21 protein-coding genes and 1 other RNA gene are annotated in these 19,460 nt (G+C 62.9%); 15 read left to right on the top strand and 7 right to left on the bottom strand.

What is annotated here, in order from left to right:
• The first annotated feature begins 2 nt into the window (after positions 1-2).
• On the top strand, positions 3-1,412 hold the full coding sequence (locus tag NG696_RS19880) for a sugar nucleotide-binding protein (protein ID WP_252576530.1): 1,410 nt from the start codon (positions 3-5) through the stop codon (positions 1,410-1,412).
• Positions 1,413-1,499: 87 nt separating this feature from the next.
• On the opposite strand, the gene NG696_RS19875 is transcribed toward NG696_RS19880, so the two are convergent.
• Together NG696_RS19875 and NG696_RS19870 are read right to left on the bottom strand one after the other, a co-directional pair.
• Positions 1,500-3,152, bottom strand: a complete 1,653-nt coding sequence (locus tag NG696_RS19875) for a DUF2142 domain-containing protein (RefSeq protein ID WP_252576529.1) — start codon at positions 3,150-3,152, stop codon at positions 1,500-1,502.
• Positions 3,149-4,153 carry a substrate-binding domain-containing protein gene (locus tag NG696_RS19870; protein ID WP_256472419.1) on the bottom strand — a complete coding sequence of 335 codons (1,005 nt, stop codon included), beginning with the start codon at positions 4,151-4,153 and terminating at the stop codon, positions 3,149-3,151. Before NG696_RS19870 ends, NG696_RS19875 begins: the two co-directional genes overlap by 4 nt.
• A gap of 331 nt (positions 4,154-4,484) precedes the next feature.
• On the opposite strand from NG696_RS19870, the gene NG696_RS19865 reads away from it, so the two are divergent.
• The 14 genes from NG696_RS19865 to NG696_RS19800 all read left to right on the top strand — a co-directional run bounded on the left by NG696_RS19865 (position 4,485) and on the right by NG696_RS19800 (position 15,958).
• Complete coding sequence (locus tag NG696_RS19865) at positions 4,485-5,708, top strand: TadA family conjugal transfer-associated ATPase (RefSeq protein ID WP_252576528.1); 1,224 nt, start codon at positions 4,485-4,487, stop codon at positions 5,706-5,708.
• Positions 5,708-6,562: a type II secretion system F family protein gene (locus NG696_RS19860; RefSeq protein ID WP_252576527.1), complete on the top strand. Its 855-nt coding sequence runs from the start codon at positions 5,708-5,710 to the stop codon at positions 6,560-6,562. The genes NG696_RS19865 and NG696_RS19860 overlap by 1 nt, the downstream gene beginning before the upstream one ends.
• Positions 6,559-7,500: a type II secretion system F family protein gene (locus NG696_RS19855; protein WP_252576526.1), complete on the top strand. Its 942-nt coding sequence runs from the start codon at positions 6,559-6,561 to the stop codon at positions 7,498-7,500. Before NG696_RS19860 ends, NG696_RS19855 begins: the two co-directional genes overlap by 4 nt.
• A gap of 82 nt (positions 7,501-7,582) precedes the next feature.
• Positions 7,583-7,849 (top strand): hypothetical protein, encoded by a 267-nt coding sequence (locus tag NG696_RS19850; RefSeq protein WP_252576525.1) that lies wholly within the window; start codon positions 7,583-7,585, stop codon positions 7,847-7,849.
• 3 nt (positions 7,850-7,852) lie between these two features.
• Positions 7,853-8,242 (top strand): TadE/TadG family type IV pilus assembly protein, encoded by a 390-nt coding sequence (locus NG696_RS19845; protein WP_252576524.1) that lies wholly within the window; start codon positions 7,853-7,855, stop codon positions 8,240-8,242.
• Positions 8,223-8,708 (top strand): hypothetical protein, encoded by a 486-nt coding sequence (locus tag NG696_RS19840; protein ID WP_252576523.1) that lies wholly within the window; start codon positions 8,223-8,225, stop codon positions 8,706-8,708. The genes NG696_RS19845 and NG696_RS19840 overlap by 20 nt, the downstream gene beginning before the upstream one ends.
• Before the next feature lie 65 nt (positions 8,709-8,773).
• Positions 8,774-9,187: a pilus assembly protein TadG-related protein gene (locus NG696_RS19835; protein WP_252576605.1), complete on the top strand. Its 414-nt coding sequence runs from the start codon at positions 8,774-8,776 to the stop codon at positions 9,185-9,187.
• A 53-nt stretch (positions 9,188-9,240) separates the two neighbouring features.
• Complete coding sequence (gene prfB, locus NG696_RS19830; protein WP_252567204.1) at positions 9,241-10,356, top strand: peptide chain release factor 2; 1,116 nt, start codon at positions 9,241-9,243, stop codon at positions 10,354-10,356.
• A gap of 179 nt (positions 10,357-10,535) precedes the next feature.
• A complete protein-coding gene (gene ftsE / locus NG696_RS19825) occupies positions 10,536-11,330 on the top strand; it encodes a cell division ATP-binding protein FtsE (RefSeq protein ID WP_252567202.1) in 795 nt (264 codons plus the stop codon).
• Positions 11,327-12,241, top strand: a complete 915-nt coding sequence (gene ftsX, locus NG696_RS19820) for a permease-like cell division protein FtsX (protein ID WP_252576522.1) — start codon at positions 11,327-11,329, stop codon at positions 12,239-12,241. The genes ftsE and ftsX overlap by 4 nt, the downstream gene beginning before the upstream one ends.
• 27 nt (positions 12,242-12,268) lie before the next feature.
• On the top strand, positions 12,269-13,675 hold the full coding sequence (locus NG696_RS19815; protein WP_252576521.1) for a peptidoglycan DD-metalloendopeptidase family protein: 1,407 nt from the start codon (positions 12,269-12,271) through the stop codon (positions 13,673-13,675).
• An 87-nt stretch (positions 13,676-13,762) separates the two neighbouring features.
• Positions 13,763-14,233, top strand: coding sequence for an SsrA-binding protein SmpB (gene smpB, locus NG696_RS19810; RefSeq protein WP_252576520.1), 471 nt, complete (start codon positions 13,763-13,765; stop codon positions 14,231-14,233).
• An 87-nt stretch (positions 14,234-14,320) separates the two neighbouring features.
• Positions 14,321-14,689: a transfer-messenger RNA gene (ssrA, locus tag NG696_RS19805) on the top strand.
• A gap of 99 nt (positions 14,690-14,788) precedes the next feature.
• Positions 14,789-15,958, top strand: coding sequence for a tyrosine-type recombinase/integrase (locus NG696_RS19800; RefSeq protein ID WP_252576519.1), 1,170 nt, complete (start codon positions 14,789-14,791; stop codon positions 15,956-15,958).
• Between the two features lie 48 nt (positions 15,959-16,006).
• Here NG696_RS19800 and NG696_RS19795 read toward each other — a convergent pair whose 3' ends face one another.
• The 5 genes from NG696_RS19795 to NG696_RS19775 are packed head-to-tail and all read right to left on the bottom strand — an operon-like array spanning position 16,007 to position 19,459.
• Positions 16,007-16,234 carry a holin gene (locus NG696_RS19795; protein ID WP_252576518.1) on the bottom strand — a complete coding sequence of 76 codons (228 nt, stop codon included), beginning with the start codon at positions 16,232-16,234 and terminating at the stop codon, positions 16,007-16,009.
• The gene (locus tag NG696_RS19790) at positions 16,235-17,209 is read right to left on the bottom strand and encodes a peptidoglycan recognition protein family protein (protein WP_252576517.1); all 975 of its coding nucleotides are present in this window, start codon (positions 17,207-17,209) and stop codon (positions 16,235-16,237) included.
• An 8-nt stretch (positions 17,210-17,217) separates the two neighbouring features.
• Positions 17,218-17,571, bottom strand: a complete 354-nt coding sequence (locus tag NG696_RS19785) for a hypothetical protein (RefSeq protein WP_252576516.1) — start codon at positions 17,569-17,571, stop codon at positions 17,218-17,220.
• Positions 17,572-17,573: 2 nt separating this feature from the next.
• Complete coding sequence (locus tag NG696_RS19780) at positions 17,574-18,509, bottom strand: hypothetical protein (RefSeq protein WP_252576515.1); 936 nt, start codon at positions 18,507-18,509, stop codon at positions 17,574-17,576.
• The gene (locus NG696_RS19775) at positions 18,506-19,459 is read right to left on the bottom strand and encodes a tail fiber domain-containing protein (protein ID WP_252576514.1); all 954 of its coding nucleotides are present in this window, start codon (positions 19,457-19,459) and stop codon (positions 18,506-18,508) included. The genes NG696_RS19780 and NG696_RS19775 overlap by 4 nt, the downstream gene beginning before the upstream one ends.
• Position 19,460 lies beyond the last annotated feature (1 nt).

Below are 19,460 nucleotides of genomic sequence, written 5' to 3'. Positions count from 1 at the left end.
CGATGACCATCGAGTTCTCGAAGAAGCTCACCGCGCACGAAACCCCGATCCCCGGCGTCGTGCTGTACGACCTCCCGGTCCACGGCGACAACCGTGGCTGGTTCAAGGAAAACTGGCAGCGGGAGAAAATGGTGGCCCTGGGGCTGCCCGACTTCCGTCCCGTGCAGAACAATATCTCGTTCAACGAAAAGGCCGGCACCACCCGCGGTATCCACGCTGAACCGTGGGACAAATTCATTTCCGTTGCCACCGGCAAGATCTTTGGCGCCTGGGTGGACCTGCGGGAGGGTCCTTCGTTCGGAGCGGTATTCACCGCCGTCATGGATCCCAGCCAGGCCATTTTCATTCCCAGGGGAGTGGGTAACGCCTTCCAGACCCTGGAGGACAATACAGCCTATACCTACCTCGTCAACGACCACTGGTCAGCTGACGCGCAGGACCAATACACCTTCCTGAACCTGGCCGACGAGGCGGCTGCCATCCAATGGCCCGTACCGCTTGATCAGGCGGAGCTTTCGGACAAGGACAAGGCCCACCCGCGATTGGGCGACGTTGTGCCCATGCCGGCGAAGAAAGTACTCGTCCTGGGCGCAGATGGCCAGCTGGGCAAAGCCCTGCGTGAACTGTACGACGGCGACACTTCAGTTGAGTTCGCCGCGCGCGGCGACTTCGACATCACCAGTGCCGATTCCTACGCCGGGAAAAACTGGAAGAACTACTCAGCCATCATCAACGCCGCGGCATATACCGCCGTGGACCAGGCCGAGACCGAAGAAGGGCGGGCAGCTGCCTGGCGGATCAACGTCACCGCCGTCGCCCACCTGGCCCGCACCGCCGTCGAACAGGATTTGACGCTGGTCCACGTTTCCTCTGATTACGTCTTTGACGGAACGGAAGCGGACCACCACGAGGACGAGCCGTTCTCGCCCCTGGGGGTATATGGACAGTCCAAGGCGGCCGGTGATGCCGTGGTAGGCGTGGTACCGCGCCATTACATCGTCCGCACGAGTTGGGTTATCGGCGAGGGCAACAACTTCGTCAGGACCATGTCCTCCCTTGCCAGCCGTGGGATTGCACCTTCAGTGGTCAACGACCAGATTGGGCGGCTCAGCTTTACCCAGGATATTGCTGCCGGTATCCGGCACCTGCTTGAATCCGGAGCCGGGTATGGGGTCTATAACCTCAGTAATGATGGGGAGCCACAGTCCTGGGCGGACATCGCAGCGGATGTCTACAAGCTCAGCGGGGCTTCCGTCGACGACGTGACCGGCGTTAGCACCGAGGAGTACTTCAGGGGCAAAACTGTTGCGCCCCGTCCGCTGAACAGTGTTCTCGATCTCAGCAGGATTAAGGCGACGGGCTTCGCTCCGGCCTCAGCTGCCGAAAGGCTGAAGGACTACCTCAAGTCCTGATCTGCCCCTCATGAAAAACGCCGTTGGCCGCCCGTATTTACGGGAGGCCAACGGCGTTGTATTGTCTGTGTTTGCAGGGCTAAAGGGCTACCGGGTTGGCCCTGCCATCCGTGCCGCGGGGCCACGCCGAGGAAAGAACGTGCGACCCGGAAAAAGGTAGCCGAACAGCATATGCGCGGCGACGAGAAGAGCCCCAGTGTAAATGATAGTGAGGCCCTCCCACGTCAGTGGCGGCTGCCAGCCGGGCACAGTGATCATGGTCTGCCAATTACCATAATCCGGTATGCCGACGACGTAGCGGCGTAGGACATACAGGAAACCGTAGACGTGTGCCACGACAGCTGCCCCCAAGAACAGCCGGGTCATCGATTCAGCCGGGCGACCCCTCGGGAAATGCCTGAACCGGAATGACATTCCGGCCGCAATGACAGCGATCAGGAAAAGTGGCAAGCTGTACCGCCCCTGCCAGATGAAGCCCACACTGGAGACCAGCACTGCCTGCATCGCCGACGGAACAATAACCAGCATGCCTAGGGCGATGAGGAAACTGATCTGCAGTCGCCATCGGCGTACGAGGAACACAAAAAGCAGGACAAGCATCAGCAGCATGTTCCAGAACATAAAGACGCCTTGCGGGAGGGAGGACTCCAACCATCCCATGACCCCGATGTACTGGGTCACGAAGTCAAAGGACCGGTCCAGCATGGTCAAGAACGCGCGGTACGGCTGGATGTCGCCCGTTGCGTTGGAGATCCCGAGCGGCGCCGCGCCCGCTGAGGGCGGGGCGTTAAGCATCCACACATTCCAGAGCAACCCCAGGATCACGCCAATGGACGTGATGCCGACCGTGAGCAGGACCAGCTTGTTGCGGAATATGGCCAAAACATCCGTCCACCGGTAGCAGAGGCAGGCCACCACAACGGCGCACAAAAGCCAGACCAACGACACGGAGCGTGTGTTGGCGAGGGCAATGCTGGAAAGCCCGACAGTAATGACGGCAGGTCTGACCACCGCGAGATGGTTTGCATTTTCCAGTACCACCAGAAGACCGCAGAAAGCGGCCATGGTGGCGGCAATCTCTAGAGAGTTCGGATTGATCCCGCTGGCCAGGAAAAAGACCATCGGCGTCATGGCGACAGCGGCAGCGACGATCGGCCACTTCGGGTGACGAAGCCGGGCCAGCGCAGTGAACCCGGCCGCATAAAAGAGGGCTGAGAGCAGGGCGCTAACGATTCTCATGGCAAAGATGGCTGGTGCACCTGACATCAACAGGCTCGGAAAGCCGACAATCCAGTAGTAGAGGGGGTTGTAAAGCCCGGCCGATGTAACACCTATGGAAAGGTAATTGTCGTCAGTGGGGATACCGGGAGCGCAGCCGGCGGGCTTGTCCCGCTGGAACGTGAAACACGTCTGGGACTGGAGGTTGGCGATGTAGGAGGGCACCTGCACATGTACACCGTGGCCGAATGACTTACCCGCCTCAGCGAAGATCTGTCCTCGGGCCACGGCGGCTGCTTTGATGGTATGCACAGGCTCGTCGGGATAGGCCATGAGGGGAGTCGCAAGCGACCAGAGGATCATCAGACCGGCCAACAGGCCCGCGATACGGAGAAACGTCCCAGGTGCTGCGCTTGTGCGCTGTGTTCGGTCCGCCGGAGTTCCCGGGATGATGCTCCTCATTTTCGCCCTTTCCTGCATAAGGTCCCCGTTCTTGCGGCCCAGCAGCGGTAGGAGGCTCATGCGGCCGCGTCGATTTCTTCAATGCGGTCCTTGGCCAGTTCCCGGGCGTCCTCGCCGGGCGAGGCGACGCCGGCGAAATAGGTTGAGTTACCCTGACCTCCGTCACCCACCACAAACGTTCCCCAAGATTTGACGAGCCTGCTCAGCGCTTCGTTCGCATAGCGGCTACAGAAGGCCTGGTATGTAACTAGAGACAGCCCGTAGCCCTCCCCGCCCATACCGGCTGTTTCGAAGGTCACGCTGCCTCCTGGCCCCGATCCTACCGTCCCGAATCCGATCGACAGGTTCAAGGTATCGTCGCTCATCCTGACGAACCCCTTACCAAAATCCAGGAGTGCGGTGTCAAAGCGGGACCCAATGGCCGATTTTTCAAGGAAGGCGATTGAGCCGGCGGTGTTGTCCAGCTTGTCTGCGATGGCGGCGTAGTCGCGGACGGGTTGCCCTGTGGTGTCGGACGCCCACTCCATCCCGGGTTCCCCGTCCCATGAGCCTGCGGCCAGGTATTCGGTAGCCGTCTGGGTAAGCACGGAGCTTTCCGTGGCGCGGACTGGAATGATCTCCTGGTCGGGGAACTTAGTCCCCTGGTTGATGTCGGATATCGCGGGATCGTCCCACGATGTGATGTCTCCGGAGTAAATTGAGCCGAGGACACCTGGCGTCAGCTTGAGGTTTTTGACGCTTGGCAAGTTGAATGCCACACCCAGCGCAACTACGGAAACCGGCACGGAAAACGCGCCGTCGGGTCCACAAGCCTGCCGTGACCTCTCGATATCCCCGGCCGTAAGCGGGGCATCTACGGGAGCAAAGTGCCCCTGTCCGCTGAAGAGCGCGTCGAGTCCCACACCGCTGCCGTCAGGCGAGAAGTTGAGAGAAGACCCGGGGTAGTCCTTAACCCAGCCGCTCCGCCATGCAGAGACGGAGTTACTTTGGATGCCGGTCCCCACCGCCGTCAGCGAACCCCGTACCGTGGGTCCGCTGGAGGGGCCAGCGCACGCGGTCAACGCGGCGCACAAGGCCGTGAGCGCCGCTGTGCACCACTTTCCCTTAGATTTCAATGAAAGACCTCTCAAGTCATAATTGCGCGTCGTCTGCTATCAATGCCGTCGCCCACTTCCACGGACTAGCCTACGTTGCAATCTTTCCCAGCGTGTTGCGACAAACCGGCCCCAGGAATTGAAATATCGATTGGTTCAGCCGCGCGGACCAGCCTGTTCCGAAGCTGTTAGTTATCCACAGCCGCTCCATATGACTTGGCGGCGTGCTGTACGCTCCCTAGGCTGTATCCCAGTTGAACTGCCTCCGCCGGGGGCGGCAGTTGTATTGGGGAACTACATGGACGCTGTGCGCATCGTGGAAGACGAAGTCCGCGAGCTGATCCGCCGTCGGGGTCTTGACCCGTTGCGGCAGGCGGGCGAGGTCCGCCGCCTGGTGGAGGCGGCTGTCAGCGATTACGACGAACGAGCCCTGATGGGGCCGCTCCCCCCGATTGGTCCGCTGGAGGCTGCGCGCAGGTTTGTCTTTGACGCGGTTGCCGGCTTCGGTGTCCTGCAGCCGCTCCTGGATGATCCGACCATCGAGGAAGTCTGGATCAACGCGCCCAACGAAATCTATGTCGCCAGGAACGGCGAGTCGGAACTGACCTCCCTCAGCCTCACTGACCAGCAGGTTCGCGATCTCGTGGAACGCATGCTCAAGAGTTCCGGCCGCCGCCTCGACATGTCATCACCCTTTGTGGACGCGGCGTTAGCGGACGGCTCCAGGCTCCACGTGGTCATTCCGGATGTGACCCGCAGGCACTGGGCTGTGAATATCCGAAAGTTCGTGGTGAAAGCCAGCCGGCTTGAGCATCTGGTCGAGCTGGGCACCCTGACGCCCCAGTCCGCCCGGTTCCTCGGCGCTGCGGTATCCAGCGGACTGAACATCCTGGTATCGGGCTCAACCCAGGCAGGCAAGACCACCATGCTCAACTGCCTCGCCGCCAGCATCGGCAGCCGTGAGCGTGTCATTACGGTCGAGGAAATCTTCGAACTCCAGTTCCCGCTCCGGGACGTCGTTGGACTCCAGTGCAGGCAGCCCAACCTCGAAGGCGAAGGCGAGATCCCACTGCGCAGGCTTGTTAAGGAAGCGCTCCGGATGCGTCCGGACCGCCTGGTGGTCGGTGAAGTCCGGGAAGCGGAAAGCCTCGACATGCTGATCGCCTTGAATAGTGGCTTACCGGGGATGTGCACCGTCCACGCAAACTCAGCCCACGACGCCGTGACAAAGATCTGCACGCTGCCGTTACTCGCCGGCGAAAACATCTCGTCTGCCTTTGTCGTTCCCACCGTCGCGTCCTGCATCGACCTCGTGGTCCACTGCAGCCGGCACGCCAACGGCCGCCGCCAGGTAACCGAGATCCTCTCCCTCGGCAGGCGCGTCGAGAACGGCATCATCGAGTCCTCCATGGTTTTCGCCATGGCGGATGGCCAGCTGCAGCCACGGGCCAACTCCATGCCTGCGGCGGAGAAGTTTTCCCGTGCAGGGTACGACGTCGCGGCGCTGCTGGAGCCGCGCTGATGGCGCCTCTGTTTGGGGTACTTGCCGGGACCGGGCTCTTCCTCATCTGGTGGTCGATCTGGGAAAAGCCCCCAACGCTGAAGCGCCGCCCGCGAGTCAGCCGCCTCGAGGACCTGCTGGCGTCCGCCGGAATTGAGAAGGTCACGGGGACCGGCCTGGTTGCCTCGTGCCTGGGACTGGGAATTTTCGTGTCGCTCGTCTTTTTTGTGATCAGCCGGTCATGGCCGATTTCCGTATGCTTCGGACTGTTCGGCGCCTGGCTTCCTGTCAGCGTTGTCCGGTGGCGGGCGAACAGGAGGACGGCCCTGCTGCGCCAGCTCTGGCCGGACGTGGTGGACCATCTCCGGTCCGCCATCCGCGCCGGCCTGTCGTTGCCAGAGGCGCTGATACAGCTGGGGGAGAAGGGTCCGGAGGAGCTCCGGCATGTCTTCCGGGACTTCGGGGCCGATTACCGTGCCGGCGGCCAGTTCGATGCGTCCCTTAATAGGCTTAAGGACCGGCTGGCGGATCCGGTAGCTGACCGGATCGTCGAGGCACTCAGGCTGACCCGTGAAGTGGGCGGTTCGGACCTGGGGAAACTGCTCGGAACCTTGGCGGAGTTTCTCCGGGAAAATGCGCGGACCCGCAGCGAACTCGAGGCCAGGCAGTCCTGGACGGTCAACGCCGCCAGGCTCGCAGTGGCCGCTCCCTGGATCGTTATGCTCCTCCTGGCCACCAGACCTGAGGCCGTCAACGCCTACAACACACCCATGGGAGCCGGTGTCCTCCTGGGTGGCCTCGTTGTGTCGCTCATCTGCTACTCCATCATGCTGCGCATCGGCGCGCTCCCGCAGGACGAAAGGGTGCTGCGATGAACGGCATCTCGGCGGCCGCCATCATCTGCGGGATCGTCCTCGGAACGGGCCTCTGGCTGCTTTTCGTCCGTTTGCCCTTCATGCGACCACTCACCTTCGTCGAGCGCATTGATCCGCAGCTGAAGTCCCAGAATCTTGAATCTCGGCTGCTGCGGGCCAGTGGGCAGAACGCGACGCCATTCGGACCGTTGGAACGTATTGTTCGTCCCCTGCTTCACGACGGACTCGCCGCCCTGGGGAAGTTGAATCTCGGGTCAAAGGCGCTGACCCGCAGGCTGGCTCAAGCAGGCATCAACAAATCATCCGTTGACTTCCGGGCCGAGCAGCTCCTCTGGGCCTCCGCGGGATTCGCCGCCGCCCTGGCGGCGGTGGTGCTGGGCGCGGTAGCCGGCCGGTTCAGTCCCTTCCTGGCGGTTGTGGCTGTCCTCGGAAGCGCGCTCGGCGGCTTTCTTTTCCGTGACTTCTGGTTGGGCGTCCAGATCAGCAGGCGGGAATCCCGGATGATGGCGGAGTTCCCCAGTCTCGCCGAGCTCATGGCGCTGGCTGTTGGTGCCGGTGAAAGTGCCACGGGTGCACTGGACCGCGTCTGTCGCAGTGCGAGTGGAGAACTGGCCAAGGAGTTTTCCAAGATCCTTGCTGAGACCAGGGCGGGGAAACCGCTGGTGGAAGCGCTCCAGGAGTTTTCCGCCCGGACGGATCTTGGGCCGCTCGTCAGATTTGTTGATGGCATCATCGTCGCGGTCGAGCGGGGCACACCCTTGGCAGATGTGCTGAGGGCTCAGGCCCAGGATGTCCGCGACACCGCAAAGCGGGACCTCATGGAATCGGCGGGCAAAAAGGAAATTGCCATGATGGTTCCTTTGGTCTTTGGTGTCCTTCCCTTAACTGTGGTGTTCGCGGTGTTCCCTGGCATCGCGGCTATCAGTCTTGGACTGTAGCCATGACCATCACCCCAGCCCACATATCCCTTAACCACCACATCACTTACACAGCGTCATATAGACAACGAATGGGACCGAAATGAAAAACATGGGAATCTCGAGCGGCGTGCTGCTCCTTGCTTTGCTTGCGGGCCTGTGGGCATGGACCAGTGAGGCTGCATCAGGCCGGAGATACGCCCGGAATGGCTCCGGCGCACCGGCCCAGGACCACCCGGAGCGTGGCGACGTCCCAGGTTGGGTGATGATCACGCTGATGTCCGCGGTACTCGTGGCGGCGTTGCTGGCGCTCGCCGGACCGGCCCTCGAAACCATGTTCAACCAGGCCATGGACAAGGTCGGAAAGTAGGATATGCCGGGGCCGGGCTGGCGCAGGGACGAACGCGGTTCCGCTGTGGTGGACTTCGTTATGGTGGGCGGCCTGCTCACCATGTTTTTCCTGGCGATCATCCAGCTGACCCTGGTCCTGCACGTCCGCAACACGCTGATCGACGCGGCCGCCTCCGGGGCACGCTATGGAACGCTCGCAGACCGGGGAGCGTCAGATGCCGAGGAACGGGCGGCGACCCTGATCGGTACCGCTCTGAACGCAGAGTTCGCGCAGGACATCAGTACCGCCGAAGTGAAGTTCCAGGGCCTGCGGACCCTGGAAGTGACCATCAAGGCTCCCATGCCGGTTATCGGGCTGATCGGCCCCCGGGACCTGCTGGAGGTGAAAGGCCATGCGGCGATCCAGCCCTGACAACCTGCGTGCCCGGCTCCACCAGAGATTCCGGCAGGCGCTTTGCGAGGGATCGAGGGAAGAGGGGAGCGCGGTAGTCGAATTCACTTTCCTTGCACTGCTCCTGATGGTCCCGTTGGTGTACTTGATCATCACCGTGGGCCAGATCCAGGGCGGGTCCTTTGCCGTGGTCGGCGCCGCTGACCAGGCCGCGAAGGTGTTCGTGGCCCAGCCGGATGCAGAGTCTGCCCAGGCCGCCGCCGAACAGGCGGCCCTCGTCGCCCTGGCTGACTTTGGCCACGATGCCGGGCAGGCACGCGTAACCACCCGCTGCGACCCCGCCGACTGTCAGGCGGCGGGCGCGGCCATCACCGTCACCGTAAACCTCACAGTGCCACTGCCCTTCGTTCCGTTCAACGACGACTTCAGGCTCAAGGCCAGCGAAGTCGAGGCATCGTCCACTCAACTGGTGGGCAGGTTCCGGTGACACCAAAGGCCACGCACAAAGCGATCCCCAAAGCCAGGCCCAACGGTTCCGAGGAGGACGGCCAGATGATCGTTATGATCATCGGCTACGCCCTGCTGGCCCTGCTGGTGGTCACCGTGGTCATCGGTATCTCCAGCGTCTACCTCGAACACAAGCGGCTGCTGTCCCTAGCCGACGGCGCCTCGCTCGCCGCCGCCGACAGCTACACATTGGGCGAGGTCGGGGGAGAGGGCGGTAGCCCCTCAGCCGTGCTGGGGTCCGGGCGCGTCCGCAGCGTTGCGGCCGACTTTATCGCCAGAAGTCCGTCGTCGGCCCGGTTCGACGAGCTAGCCGTTTCAGCGGCGACCGGCAGCCCTGACGGGTCCACCGCCGTCGTGGTTCTCTCAGCGGAAGTCCACCCGCCGGTGGTGAACTTTCTGGTGCCGGATGGCATCAGGATTGAAGCTGTCTCCACGGCCCGTTCCCGGCTCACGCGATGACCGGAACTGGAGAAGTCCGGCACTCCGGCCGGATAGCGTAGGCTTAAACAACCATGGCCAATATTGATTTTTCCGCAGAAATCCGCGCTCTTCGCGCCACCTACACCTCCATCGAGCAAGTCAGCGATGTTGAGGCTCTGAAGGAGGACATCGCCGAACTGAGCGAACGAGCCGGCGAGCCGGACCTGTGGGATGACCCCGCCGCAGCCCAGAAGATCACCTCACGCCTGTCGCACCGCCAGTCCGAGCTGGAGCGGCTCAACAAGCTGGTGTCGCGGATCGATGACCTCGAAGTGCTCGTGGAACTTGGCCAGGACGAGGACGACGCCGACTCCATGGGCGAAGCCGCCGCCGAACTGGAATCCATCCGGAAGTCCTTGAAGGATCTGGAAGTGGTGACCCTGCTGTCCGGCGAATACGACGAACGTGAAGCCGTGGTGTCCATCAGGGCAGGGGCAGGAGGTGTTGACGCCGCAGACTTCGCCGAAATGCTGATGCGCATGTACCTCCGCTGGGCTGAACGCCACGGGTACCCCACCACCGTGATGGACACGTCCTACGCCGAAGAGGCCGGCCTGAAATCTGCAACGTTTGAAGTCAAGGCCCCCTACGCGTTCGGCACGCTGAGCGTCGAAGCCGGAACCCACCGTCTGGTGCGGATCAGCCCTTTCGACAACCAGGGCCGCCGCCAGACGTCCTTCGCCGCCGTCGAGGTCATTCCGCTCATCGAATCCACGGACTCCATCGACATCCCGGACAACGAGATCCGCGTGGACGTCTTCAGGTCCTCAGGCCCCGGCGGGCAGTCCGTTAACACCACAGACTCCGCCGTCCGCCTCACCCACATCCCCACCGGCACCGTTGTGTCCATGCAGAACGAAAAGTCGCAGCTCCAGAACCGGGCAGCAGCCCTGCGGGTCCTGCAGTCCCGCCTCCTTCTCCTGAAGAAGGAGCAGGAGGACGCCGAGAAGAAAGCGTTTGCCGGCGATGTTAAGGCATCCTGGGGCGATCAGATGCGCTCCTATGTCCTGAACCCCTACCAGATGGTCAAGGACCTCCGGACCGAACACGAGGTGGGCAACACCTCCGCGGTATTCGACGGCGAAATTGACGACTTCATCGACGCCGGGATCCGCTGGCGGACCGACAACCGCAACGCCGCAAAGTAAACACCTGCCGTGCCTGCCCGGTAGGCCTGATCCTGCGACACACCCCCGAAGCCCCCAAAAACCGGCCAAAAGACTGTGTATGGTCGAGGAGCCGGAGCTCAACTTCCCCCAAACGAATGCCCGTGCGCCGGCTGCAGATCTGGGCTGTATCAGCCGCGCCCTGCAGGGTAATTAGGGCCATGATCCGATTCGAAAATGTCACCAAGGTCTACGACCAGACGGCCAGGCCTGCCCTGGACGATGTCAGCCTTGAGATTGACCGTGGTGAATTTGCCTTCCTCGTCGGCGCTTCCGGATCTGGAAAGTCCACGTTCCTGCGGCTGGTGCTGAAGGAAGACCGGGCCTCTTCGGGCGCCGTGTACGTCGCCGGGCAGAACGTCGCCAAGATCTCCAGCTGGCGTGTGCCCAGGCTCCGCCGCGGCATCGGCGTGGTCTTCCAGGACTTCCGGCTCCTTCCGCAGAAGAGCGTGTTCGCCAACGTTGCCTTCGCGATGCAGGTCATCGGCAAGAGCCGCAGCGTCATCCGCGACACCGTCCCCGAAGTCCTCAAGACCGTGGGCCTGGAAGGCAAGGAAAACCGTCTTCCCCACGAGCTTTCCGGCGGCGAGCAGCAGCGTGTGGCCATTGCCCGCGCGGTAGTCAACCGCCCCGGCATCCTCCTTGCCGACGAACCCACCGGCAACCTGGACCCCACCACCTCCATGGGCATCATGGGCGTGCTGGACAAGATCAACCAGAACGGCACCACGGTGGTCATGGCCACGCATGACGACGACATCGTCAACGAGATGCGCAAACGCGTTGTCGAGCTCAGGAACGGTATCGTGATCCGCGACGAGGCCCAGGCTTTGTATACGTCCATGATCCCCGTAGTGGGCCAGTCCCGCCGGCTCAGGGACGCCAGCGGCCGGGATGAATCCCGGCCGCCCGCATCAGGGGAACGCAATCCCGGCGCAGGGGAGGAGCAGCGATGAGGCTCGCTTTTGTCCTCGGTGAAATCGGCAGCGGACTGCGCCGCAACGTTTCCATGGTGGTCTCGGTCATCCTTGTCACGTTTGTCTCACTGACATTCGTGGGTGCCGCAGGCATGCTGCAGCTCCAGATCAACCAGATGAAGGGCTACTGGTACGACAAAGTCCAGGTTGCCATCTTCCTCTGCAGCGACGGTTCGACGGCGGCCGGTTGTGCCACAGGTCCGGTCACCCCGGAGCAGCAGGACAACCTGCAGACCCTGCTCGAATCACCTGCCGTGGCCCAGTACGTCAACGATTTCCAGTACGAGTCCAAGGAAGAGGCTTACAAGCACTTCAAGGACCAGTTCTCCAATTCTCCGATCGTGGATTCCGTCACGCCGGACCAGCTGCCTTCGTCCTTCCGGATCAACATGAAGGATCCGGAAAAGTACCAGATCATCAGCGAGACGTTCTCCTCGCAGCCGGGCGTGGAAACTGTCATTGACCAGCGCCAGCTGCTTGAACGGCTGTTCTCGGCCATGAACGCCGCATCCCTCGTGGCCGTCAGCATCGCCGGCGTGATGATTGTCTGCGCGATCCTCCTGATCGCCACCACCATCCGGCTCTCGGCCTTCAGCCGCCGCCGCGAGACCGGGATCATGCGTCTGGTGGGCGCTTCCAAGATCGTTATCCAGCTCCCGTTCATCCTGGAGGGCGTGATTGCGGCGGTGATCGGCGCCGCCCTGGCATCGGGCACATTGTGGGCAGTGGCGCACTTCTTTCTGGGCGAATACCTGTCCAAGCAGTATCCGGACACGGCGTTTATCTCGCCGGGCCAGACGCTCATTCTTGCGCCGGCCTTGCTGATCCTTGGCGGATCTTTGGCAGGAATTTCGTCTCTCTTGACCTTACGCAGATATTTGAAGGTTTAGGCTGTGCAAACCGAACAAGGAATCCTGATGAACGAATTGCACCGAACTGCGCCTCGGCACCGGGCGGAACGCCGTCGACCTGCGGGCCGACGCGCCGGCCTGATCAGCGGCGTCCTGGCACTGCTCCTCGCCGCCAGCATGGGTGCGTCAGCCCCGGCGGCGCACGCCGATGAGCTCGATGACAAGCGTGCCGCCCTCGAAGCGGAGGCCGCCCGGGTACAGCAGTCCCTGGAGTTCGTGGATTCCCGCATCGCGAAGGCGGCCGGCGACCTGGTGATCTACCAGGGCCAGTTGCCCGGTGCCCAGCAGGCGCTCCTGGAGGCCCAGGGACGCGTCGCCAGTGCGGTCAGGGAAGTCGAAGCGCTAACCGCGCGGGTGGACCTTGCGCAGCAGAACAAAGCCAAAATCACCCAGCAGCTTGAGGCTGACAAGCAGAAGATCGCGGACACCAAGAAGCTGATCGGCCAGATCGCCACCCAGGCCTACAAATCCGGTGGCGTCCCGTCGAACCTGACCCTGTTCTTCGGGGCAAACAACGGCGGCAGCCTGACCGAAACCATGGACCTCGCGGATCAGGCCATGCGCAGCCAGAACGCAGCCATGGACAAACTGTCCCAGCAGAGCGCCACCAACGTGAACTCCCAGGCCCGGCTCGAAGCCGTTGAGGCAGAGATCAAGGACCTCAAAGCCAAGGCAGATGCCGCGTTGGAGCGGGAAAAGGCTGCCCGGGACGAGGCCGCTGCCAAGAAGGCCCAGGTTGACCAACTGATCGCTGACACCACAAGACTTGACGCGGAACTCCAGGCGGCCAGGCCGGGCATCCAGAGCCAGATGGCGGCGGTTGCAGCAAGCCAGAACTCCGTTGCCAACGAAATCGCCGAACGTGACCGCAGGCTCCGCGAAGCCTGGGAAGCTGAGCAGCGCCGCCTCGCCGAGGCTGCCGCTGCCGCCGCCCGGGCGCAAGGCCAAGCCGTGCAGCCGTATGCTCCGGTGACCGGATCGCCGTCGGCCTTTGGCCTGCGGCACCCCTTCTCCGGTGACGTCACCATCACCTCCGGCTTCGGCTGGCGCTCAACTCCGCCGGGAAGCATCGATTTCTACGGCACCGGCGGTTACGTCCACACCGGCATCGACTTCGGCGCAGCCTGTGGCACCCCCGTCTACGCTGCGGCAGCCGGTGAGGTCTTCTCCTCAGGCTGGAGTTCTGCCGACGGCGGCGGCTGGCGGGTGAAGTTGTCCCACGGTGTGGTGCAGGGCAACTCCCTGACCACGATTGTCTATCACAACGCCAGCGTGGTGGTCTCCAACGGCCAGCAGGTTTCCCAGGGGCAGCTCATCGCCTACTCGGGTAACACCGGCAACTCAACGGGTTGCCACGCACACTTTGAAACGTGGCTCAACGGCGTTGCGGTTGACCCGATGCGGCTGCTGTAACGCCTGTCCGCGCCTGCCGTACACTGGTATGACTCCGCGCCGGAACGGCCGGAGCCAACCAGGATCCAAGAACTGAGGAGTTCCACCGTGCCCAAAGAAAGTGGCCGTAAAGTGGTGGCCACCAACCGCAAGGCCCGGCATGACTATCTCGTGCTGGACACCTATGAGGCCGGCATCGCCCTGATGGGGACTGAGGTCAAGTCCCTGCGCGAAGGCCACGCCTCCATGGTGGACGGCTTCTGCACGTTCTACAACGACGAGCTGTGGATGGAGGGCATCCATATCCCCGAGTACAACCAGGGGAGCTGGACCAACCACGCCGCCCGCCGCCGTCGTAAGCTTTTGTTGCACCGTGAGGAGCTTAACAAGATCTCCGTGAAGATCCGCGAGTCCGGCTTCACGGTGGTTCCGCTGCAGCTGTACTTCGTGGACGGCAGGGCAAAGGTGGAAATCGCGATCGCCCGCGGCAAGCGGGAGTACGATAAACGACAGACCCTGCGTGAGCAGCAGGACAACCGCGAAGCACTGCGCGAGGTCCGGGAACGCAACCGCCGGTAGGAATGATTTCCGCCGGGCATGCGTTATGATAGGTAGTCCGGCAGGGATTTGTGCCTGCACAGCCCGGCCGGTTTGATAACAAAATATGGGGATGATCGGTTTCGACGATGTTAGTCGCGACAGGTGAAGCGGGCCGAGGATGCAGAATTATCTCGTAAACGCTGTCTGCAAACCAATAAGTGCCAAATCAAACCGCACTGACTTCGCTCTCGCTGCCTAAGCAGTAAGACAGTCCGTCAGCCCGAGGTTGCTATTGCCCCGGATACTGGCGTCATTTAGATAGCCACTGCTGTTTGCCTCCGTCATCGGGGCAAACGGGACTCTTAGATGACTGGGCCCGGATCAGCCAGCTGTTTGCAGCATGGCCGGGGCCGAGAAAATCCGACGCAAACTGCGCCCGGAGAAGACCTGTTAACACGACATCGGACGGGGGTTCAATTCCCCCCATCTCCACCCATTTGAGACCTAGATCTAGGCACGTTACACGGGTGTTGTCATCACAGACAGCCAAAGTGTCATCACAGAATCAGTGATGAGCGTCTAGACTTAGGGCTCATGGCATCCATACAGAAGCGCGGCCCACGCAAGGACGGCACGTACAGCTACCAGGTTCAGTGGCGCGACAAAGACACGCGCCAGCCTGAGCGCTGGACGTTCGACCAAGAGGCTGACGCCGAAGCATGGAAGCGACTCCTGAATGCTAACAGCCAGTCCCTGCGCGTCGCCCAGCGCGTCCACGACGACGGCAAGCTGTCAGGGCCGAGCGTGTCCGAACTGATGGCAACGCATATTTCGGAGCTCACCGACGTCGGCCCGTACCAGATGATGCGCTACACGCGCGACATCAAGAATCACTTCACCGAGCACCTCGGCCCGCGCAAGGTCGCCGCCCTCGAATATGAGGACATCGTCGCGTGGATCAAATACATGCAGGGGAAGGGCCTGGGCGCCAAGACCATAGCGAACCAGCACGGCTTCCTGTCCGCCACGATGACGACAGCCGTCCGCAAACGGTTGCGGCCGGACAATCCCTGCAAGGGCGTCAAGCTGCCCAAGTCAAGCGCGACCGAAGAGGTCATGCGGTTCATCACCCAAGACGAATGGCGGAGCATCATCCGCAACATGGACGCGCACTTCGTGCCGTTCTTCCAGCTGCTCATCGGGACGGGCCTGCGCTTCGGTGAGGCCACGGCTCTGAAAGCGTCAGACTTTGACCTGAACGGCGCGACGCCCACCGTGCAGGTCATCAGGGCGTGGAAGTCTGACGAGCAAGGCGGCTACTATATCGGCCCCCCGAAGACCAAAAAGAGCAAGCGCACGGTCTCCCTTGCCCCGTCCACAGTGGAAGCCATTAGGGCGAAGGTAGAGGCCGCGGGCAAGGGCTACGTCTTCACCCTGAAGCGCGGCGGCGTGATGCGGTCGGGGTCAACGTTCAACCGGGCGTGGCGGCCGGCACTCATCGCGGCAGGGTACGAGCCGTGGGAGTCCAAGAAAAAGCCGGGCAACATGCCGCGCATTCACGACACCCGACATTCGCACGCGTCGTGGATGCTGCAGGCGGGCATGGAAATCTTCGCACTCTCGAGACGCCTGGGGCATGAGAGTATTACCACCACTTCCGACCGGTATTCACATTTGATGCCACTGGCGCACTTCACCGGTGCCGCCGTGGCGGCACGCGCATTGGAAATGATGGACCTGCCGACAGTAGAGATCGCCAGTTAAACGCAAAGAATGCCCCACCCGGCGAGGGGTGGGGCATTCGTTTGGGGCCTAGTGCGTGACTTCGGCGTTCGTCAGAGACGGGTTGCCGTCACGAGATCCAGCCGCGAGAGCTTTCAGGAGCGAGACGACGCCGGCGCCGAGCGCGACGGAGGCGATGCCCTGCCAGTCGGCTTCGATCACGCCGAAAGCGTCGGCGTTGATGGCGGCCAGTGCGCCGCCGGCGATTGAGGCTACGATCCGCTCGAGGGCGGCTTTCCAGAATGTGAGGGTGAACATTTACTTCCCCGCTTCTGCGCCGTCGATGGCCGCCAGTTTGACGGCGAGATCCTTTTCAATCTCCGCCAGCTTCTCGTCCAGAGTTGCGCGGGTCGCGACGTGCCGGTTCTCGTTGTCTGTCTGGAAGAACACCTTGAGGTCGTAGACTGCCGCGGCGAGGTGCTTTTCAGTCTCGGCCATGGAGGCTACCCGGCGGCGCTCCAGCTCGTTTTGCAGGAACAGTTTGTCTTCAAAGGACCATGCCATGTCGTCATCCTCCTGGGATGTGGTGGGGGTGATTGCTCCGGCTGCGGCGAGGTTGCCGGAGCCCATGTAGCTGCGGATCTTCTGCATGAGAAGGTCGTAGGGGTAGCCGTCGCCGGGGTCGGTGCGGCTTTCGGGGTCGATCTGCCGGTGGCAGCAGAATCCCTTGGTGGTGCGGTCGCCGTAGGTGGTGATGGCCGTGACCTGTTCGGTGGTGAGCCAGACGGGTGGGATGCCGTCGCGGAGTGCGACCATGGCCATGTCGTAGGCGAGGGACTCCATCTGGAGCCTCCCGTCGGGGGTGGTCCATTCGGCGCGGGAGTACCGGGCGTACCCGGCCTGTTCCCAGCCGATCGAGAGCGGGTTCGCTTCGGATGCGTGCCATGCCGCGTACTGGTCATCGATCATGTACACGCGGGCGATGGGGTCAACGAAGCGCTGCCAGCTCGCGACGACGGCGGAGGTGATGGCCCATTCCGTGAGGGACTGGGCGTAGCCGCCGCGCAGCGGGCACTCGGCGGAGTGGAGTACGAGCAGCTGCGTGGGCAGACCGGACACGCCCGAGTGCTTGTTGGATCGGCCGCGCATGTCGATGACGGGCCCTGCCGGTGACGCCGCCCCGCCGGTCTTGTTCGCCAGCGCCGTCTCGTGGATTTCCTGCGCCCGGCGGACCACCTCCGCCCATTCGGCGTCGGGGACCCTGTGCGCCGGGTCAACATAGGGGGTGCTCATGTGGGCTCCTAGCCGTTGATGGTTGAGTAGAGGTAGATGGCCAGCGAGACGGCGCCGACGATGCTCGCGAGGATCGCCATGAACCTTTGGATGGGGGTCCACGACTGTTCGCTCTGGTTGCGGCGCGTCTCGTCCGCTTCCTTGAGGGCGAGGGCGAGGGCAATCTTCTTGGCCTCCTCCGCTTCGGCGTCCTTGGAGAGGCCGAGCGTCAGGATTTCTTGAGCCGTCAGCCTGTCCTCGATCCGGGTGACGCGGGGAATCAGTTCGTCCACGCGGTATTTGACGCCGTCGAGCTTGCCTTCCATGCGGGCCAGTACGACTGGGACGGATTCGGCCATCCGTGGGGTGAGATCTTCGGGCATCGCTACTGCTCCTTGGTGATTTTGATGCGGGAGCCGAGCGTGACGGCGTTGGACGTCGCGAGGTTGAATTCGATGACCGTGTTGGCGGGCAGGTAGACGCCGGGAGCGCCGACGGACTGCTCCTTGTCGCCGTACCCAACGCCGCCGATGCTTGCAATCCGGGCGGGGCTGGTGATGTTGGCAATGTTCAGCGAGAAGGACGCCGGAACGGTGGTGGGGAGGATGATCGCTGCGAAGGAATACACGCCGGCCAAGAGGATCTTGACGCGCCCTGCAGAGTCCGGCTGGACGAAGGTGTTGTTGAAGGTAGTGCCGCTGTCAACAGTGAATAGGCCGGCGCCGGGGCCGCCGAAGTTCACGCCTACACCGGCGCTGGTGGTGAACGCCGGGCCGGTGTATTCGGCGTGACGGTAGCTGAACGGCACGCCCAGGTTGGTGATGTTCGCGTTGACGATGGAGGACGCGTTAGCTGGCACGGTGACCCAGGCGACAGCTTTGGCGTTGGATGGGATCGCGGGCGCGGTGGCCGGGTAGGTTGCGCCGGAAGTCGGGACGCCTGCGACGACGGCCAGCTTGCCCGTGTTGGTAATCCCGGCGTACTGGGAGTCCTCAATCGATGCGTAGACGACGTCGATGCGGGGGTTGATCGGGTCGGACGTCGTCACCGATGCGGTGAACGCGGAGTCGTTCTGGCCGTAGTACATGGCCTGGGATGAGAAGTTGCCGCCGGAGACGTTACCGACATTGGTTCCCGGAATCCAGATCCGGCCGACGCCGATACTGACGTTCATCGACGGTGTGCCGGTTTGGGTGACTGCGAGGTCGCCAGCTGTCACGAGGCCGCCTCCGGGCGGCACGAGGGAAGATACTGCCTGCCGGAACACGTCGGCGCTGTGCGACGCGTTCTGCAGGGCGAAGGGTACGACGCTGAACGTCACGGGGCGGCTCCTGGTTGGGGCTGAATGGTGTAGGGCAGCGGCGCGGGCTGGACCGGGGGCGCCATGGAGGATGGGACGTTGGCCGCTACCGGCGATGGTGCCGGGAGGGTGAATCCTGGGATGAGGGTTTGGAGCGCGGCGGCCAGTGCTTTGATCTGCGCGTCCTGATGCTTCACCACGGGCAACAGGGCGACGCCGAGCAGGTCGTAGCGGACGGAGTCAATCTCGCCGTTGAACCACGTGACGAGCTCGGGGCAGTGTTGGGCGACCTGCTCGGCGATGAGGCCGTACTCGTCGGTTGTGGCGGCGAGCGGCGGGATGGGGATGCGGTCGTAGAGGACCGGTGTGAGGTTCAGGACCTTGGCCGGGTCCGTGTGGTGGGCGCGGATGTTCATCTTGTACCGGACGGAGGAGACGTTGCGGCCGAACTTGTACCCTGCGTTATTGCCCACCCAGAGGGCGTAGAACTCGGTCCCGGCGACGTTGTTGGTCCACCCGTACTGGGAGCCTTCAGCTTCCGGGACGGCGCCGCTCGTCACGTCCGCGCCAACGTGCGTATGTGCCGATGGTGGGAACGTCGCAGGCTTGCTGCCGACGTTCGCCCACGTGATCGCCTGATCACCGAGCTTGACCCATGACGCGCCTACCAGCACTTCAGCGCCGTACGCTCCGGGGGTGGTGTGGGTGAGTAGACCAAATCGGGCTATTTCGGCGCCGGCGTCATTGAACATGACGAGCGCGCCGTCCACGGTCTGGAGGCGGGCAGCCTCTTTACCGGCGGGGTTGAAGACGTGGAGGCCGTCTTTGTCGGTCGTGAGGCCCTTGCCGCCGTCCTGCCCGGTGGAGGCGTTCAGCAGGATCGGCTGGGTGGCCAGTGCGGTGAGTTGCCGCTGGATGTTGGCGATGGTCTGGGTGAGTTCGTAGGACAGGCCTAGCTGGGCGTTGACCAAG

It is taken from the genome of Pseudarthrobacter cellobiosi (assembly GCF_023913755.1).
Taxonomy (GTDB): domain Bacteria; phylum Actinomycetota; class Actinomycetes; order Actinomycetales; family Micrococcaceae; genus Arthrobacter; species Arthrobacter cellobiosi.
The sequence above is the reverse complement of the archived record's forward strand: the minus strand, read 5'-3'. Positions and strand labels throughout refer to the sequence as shown.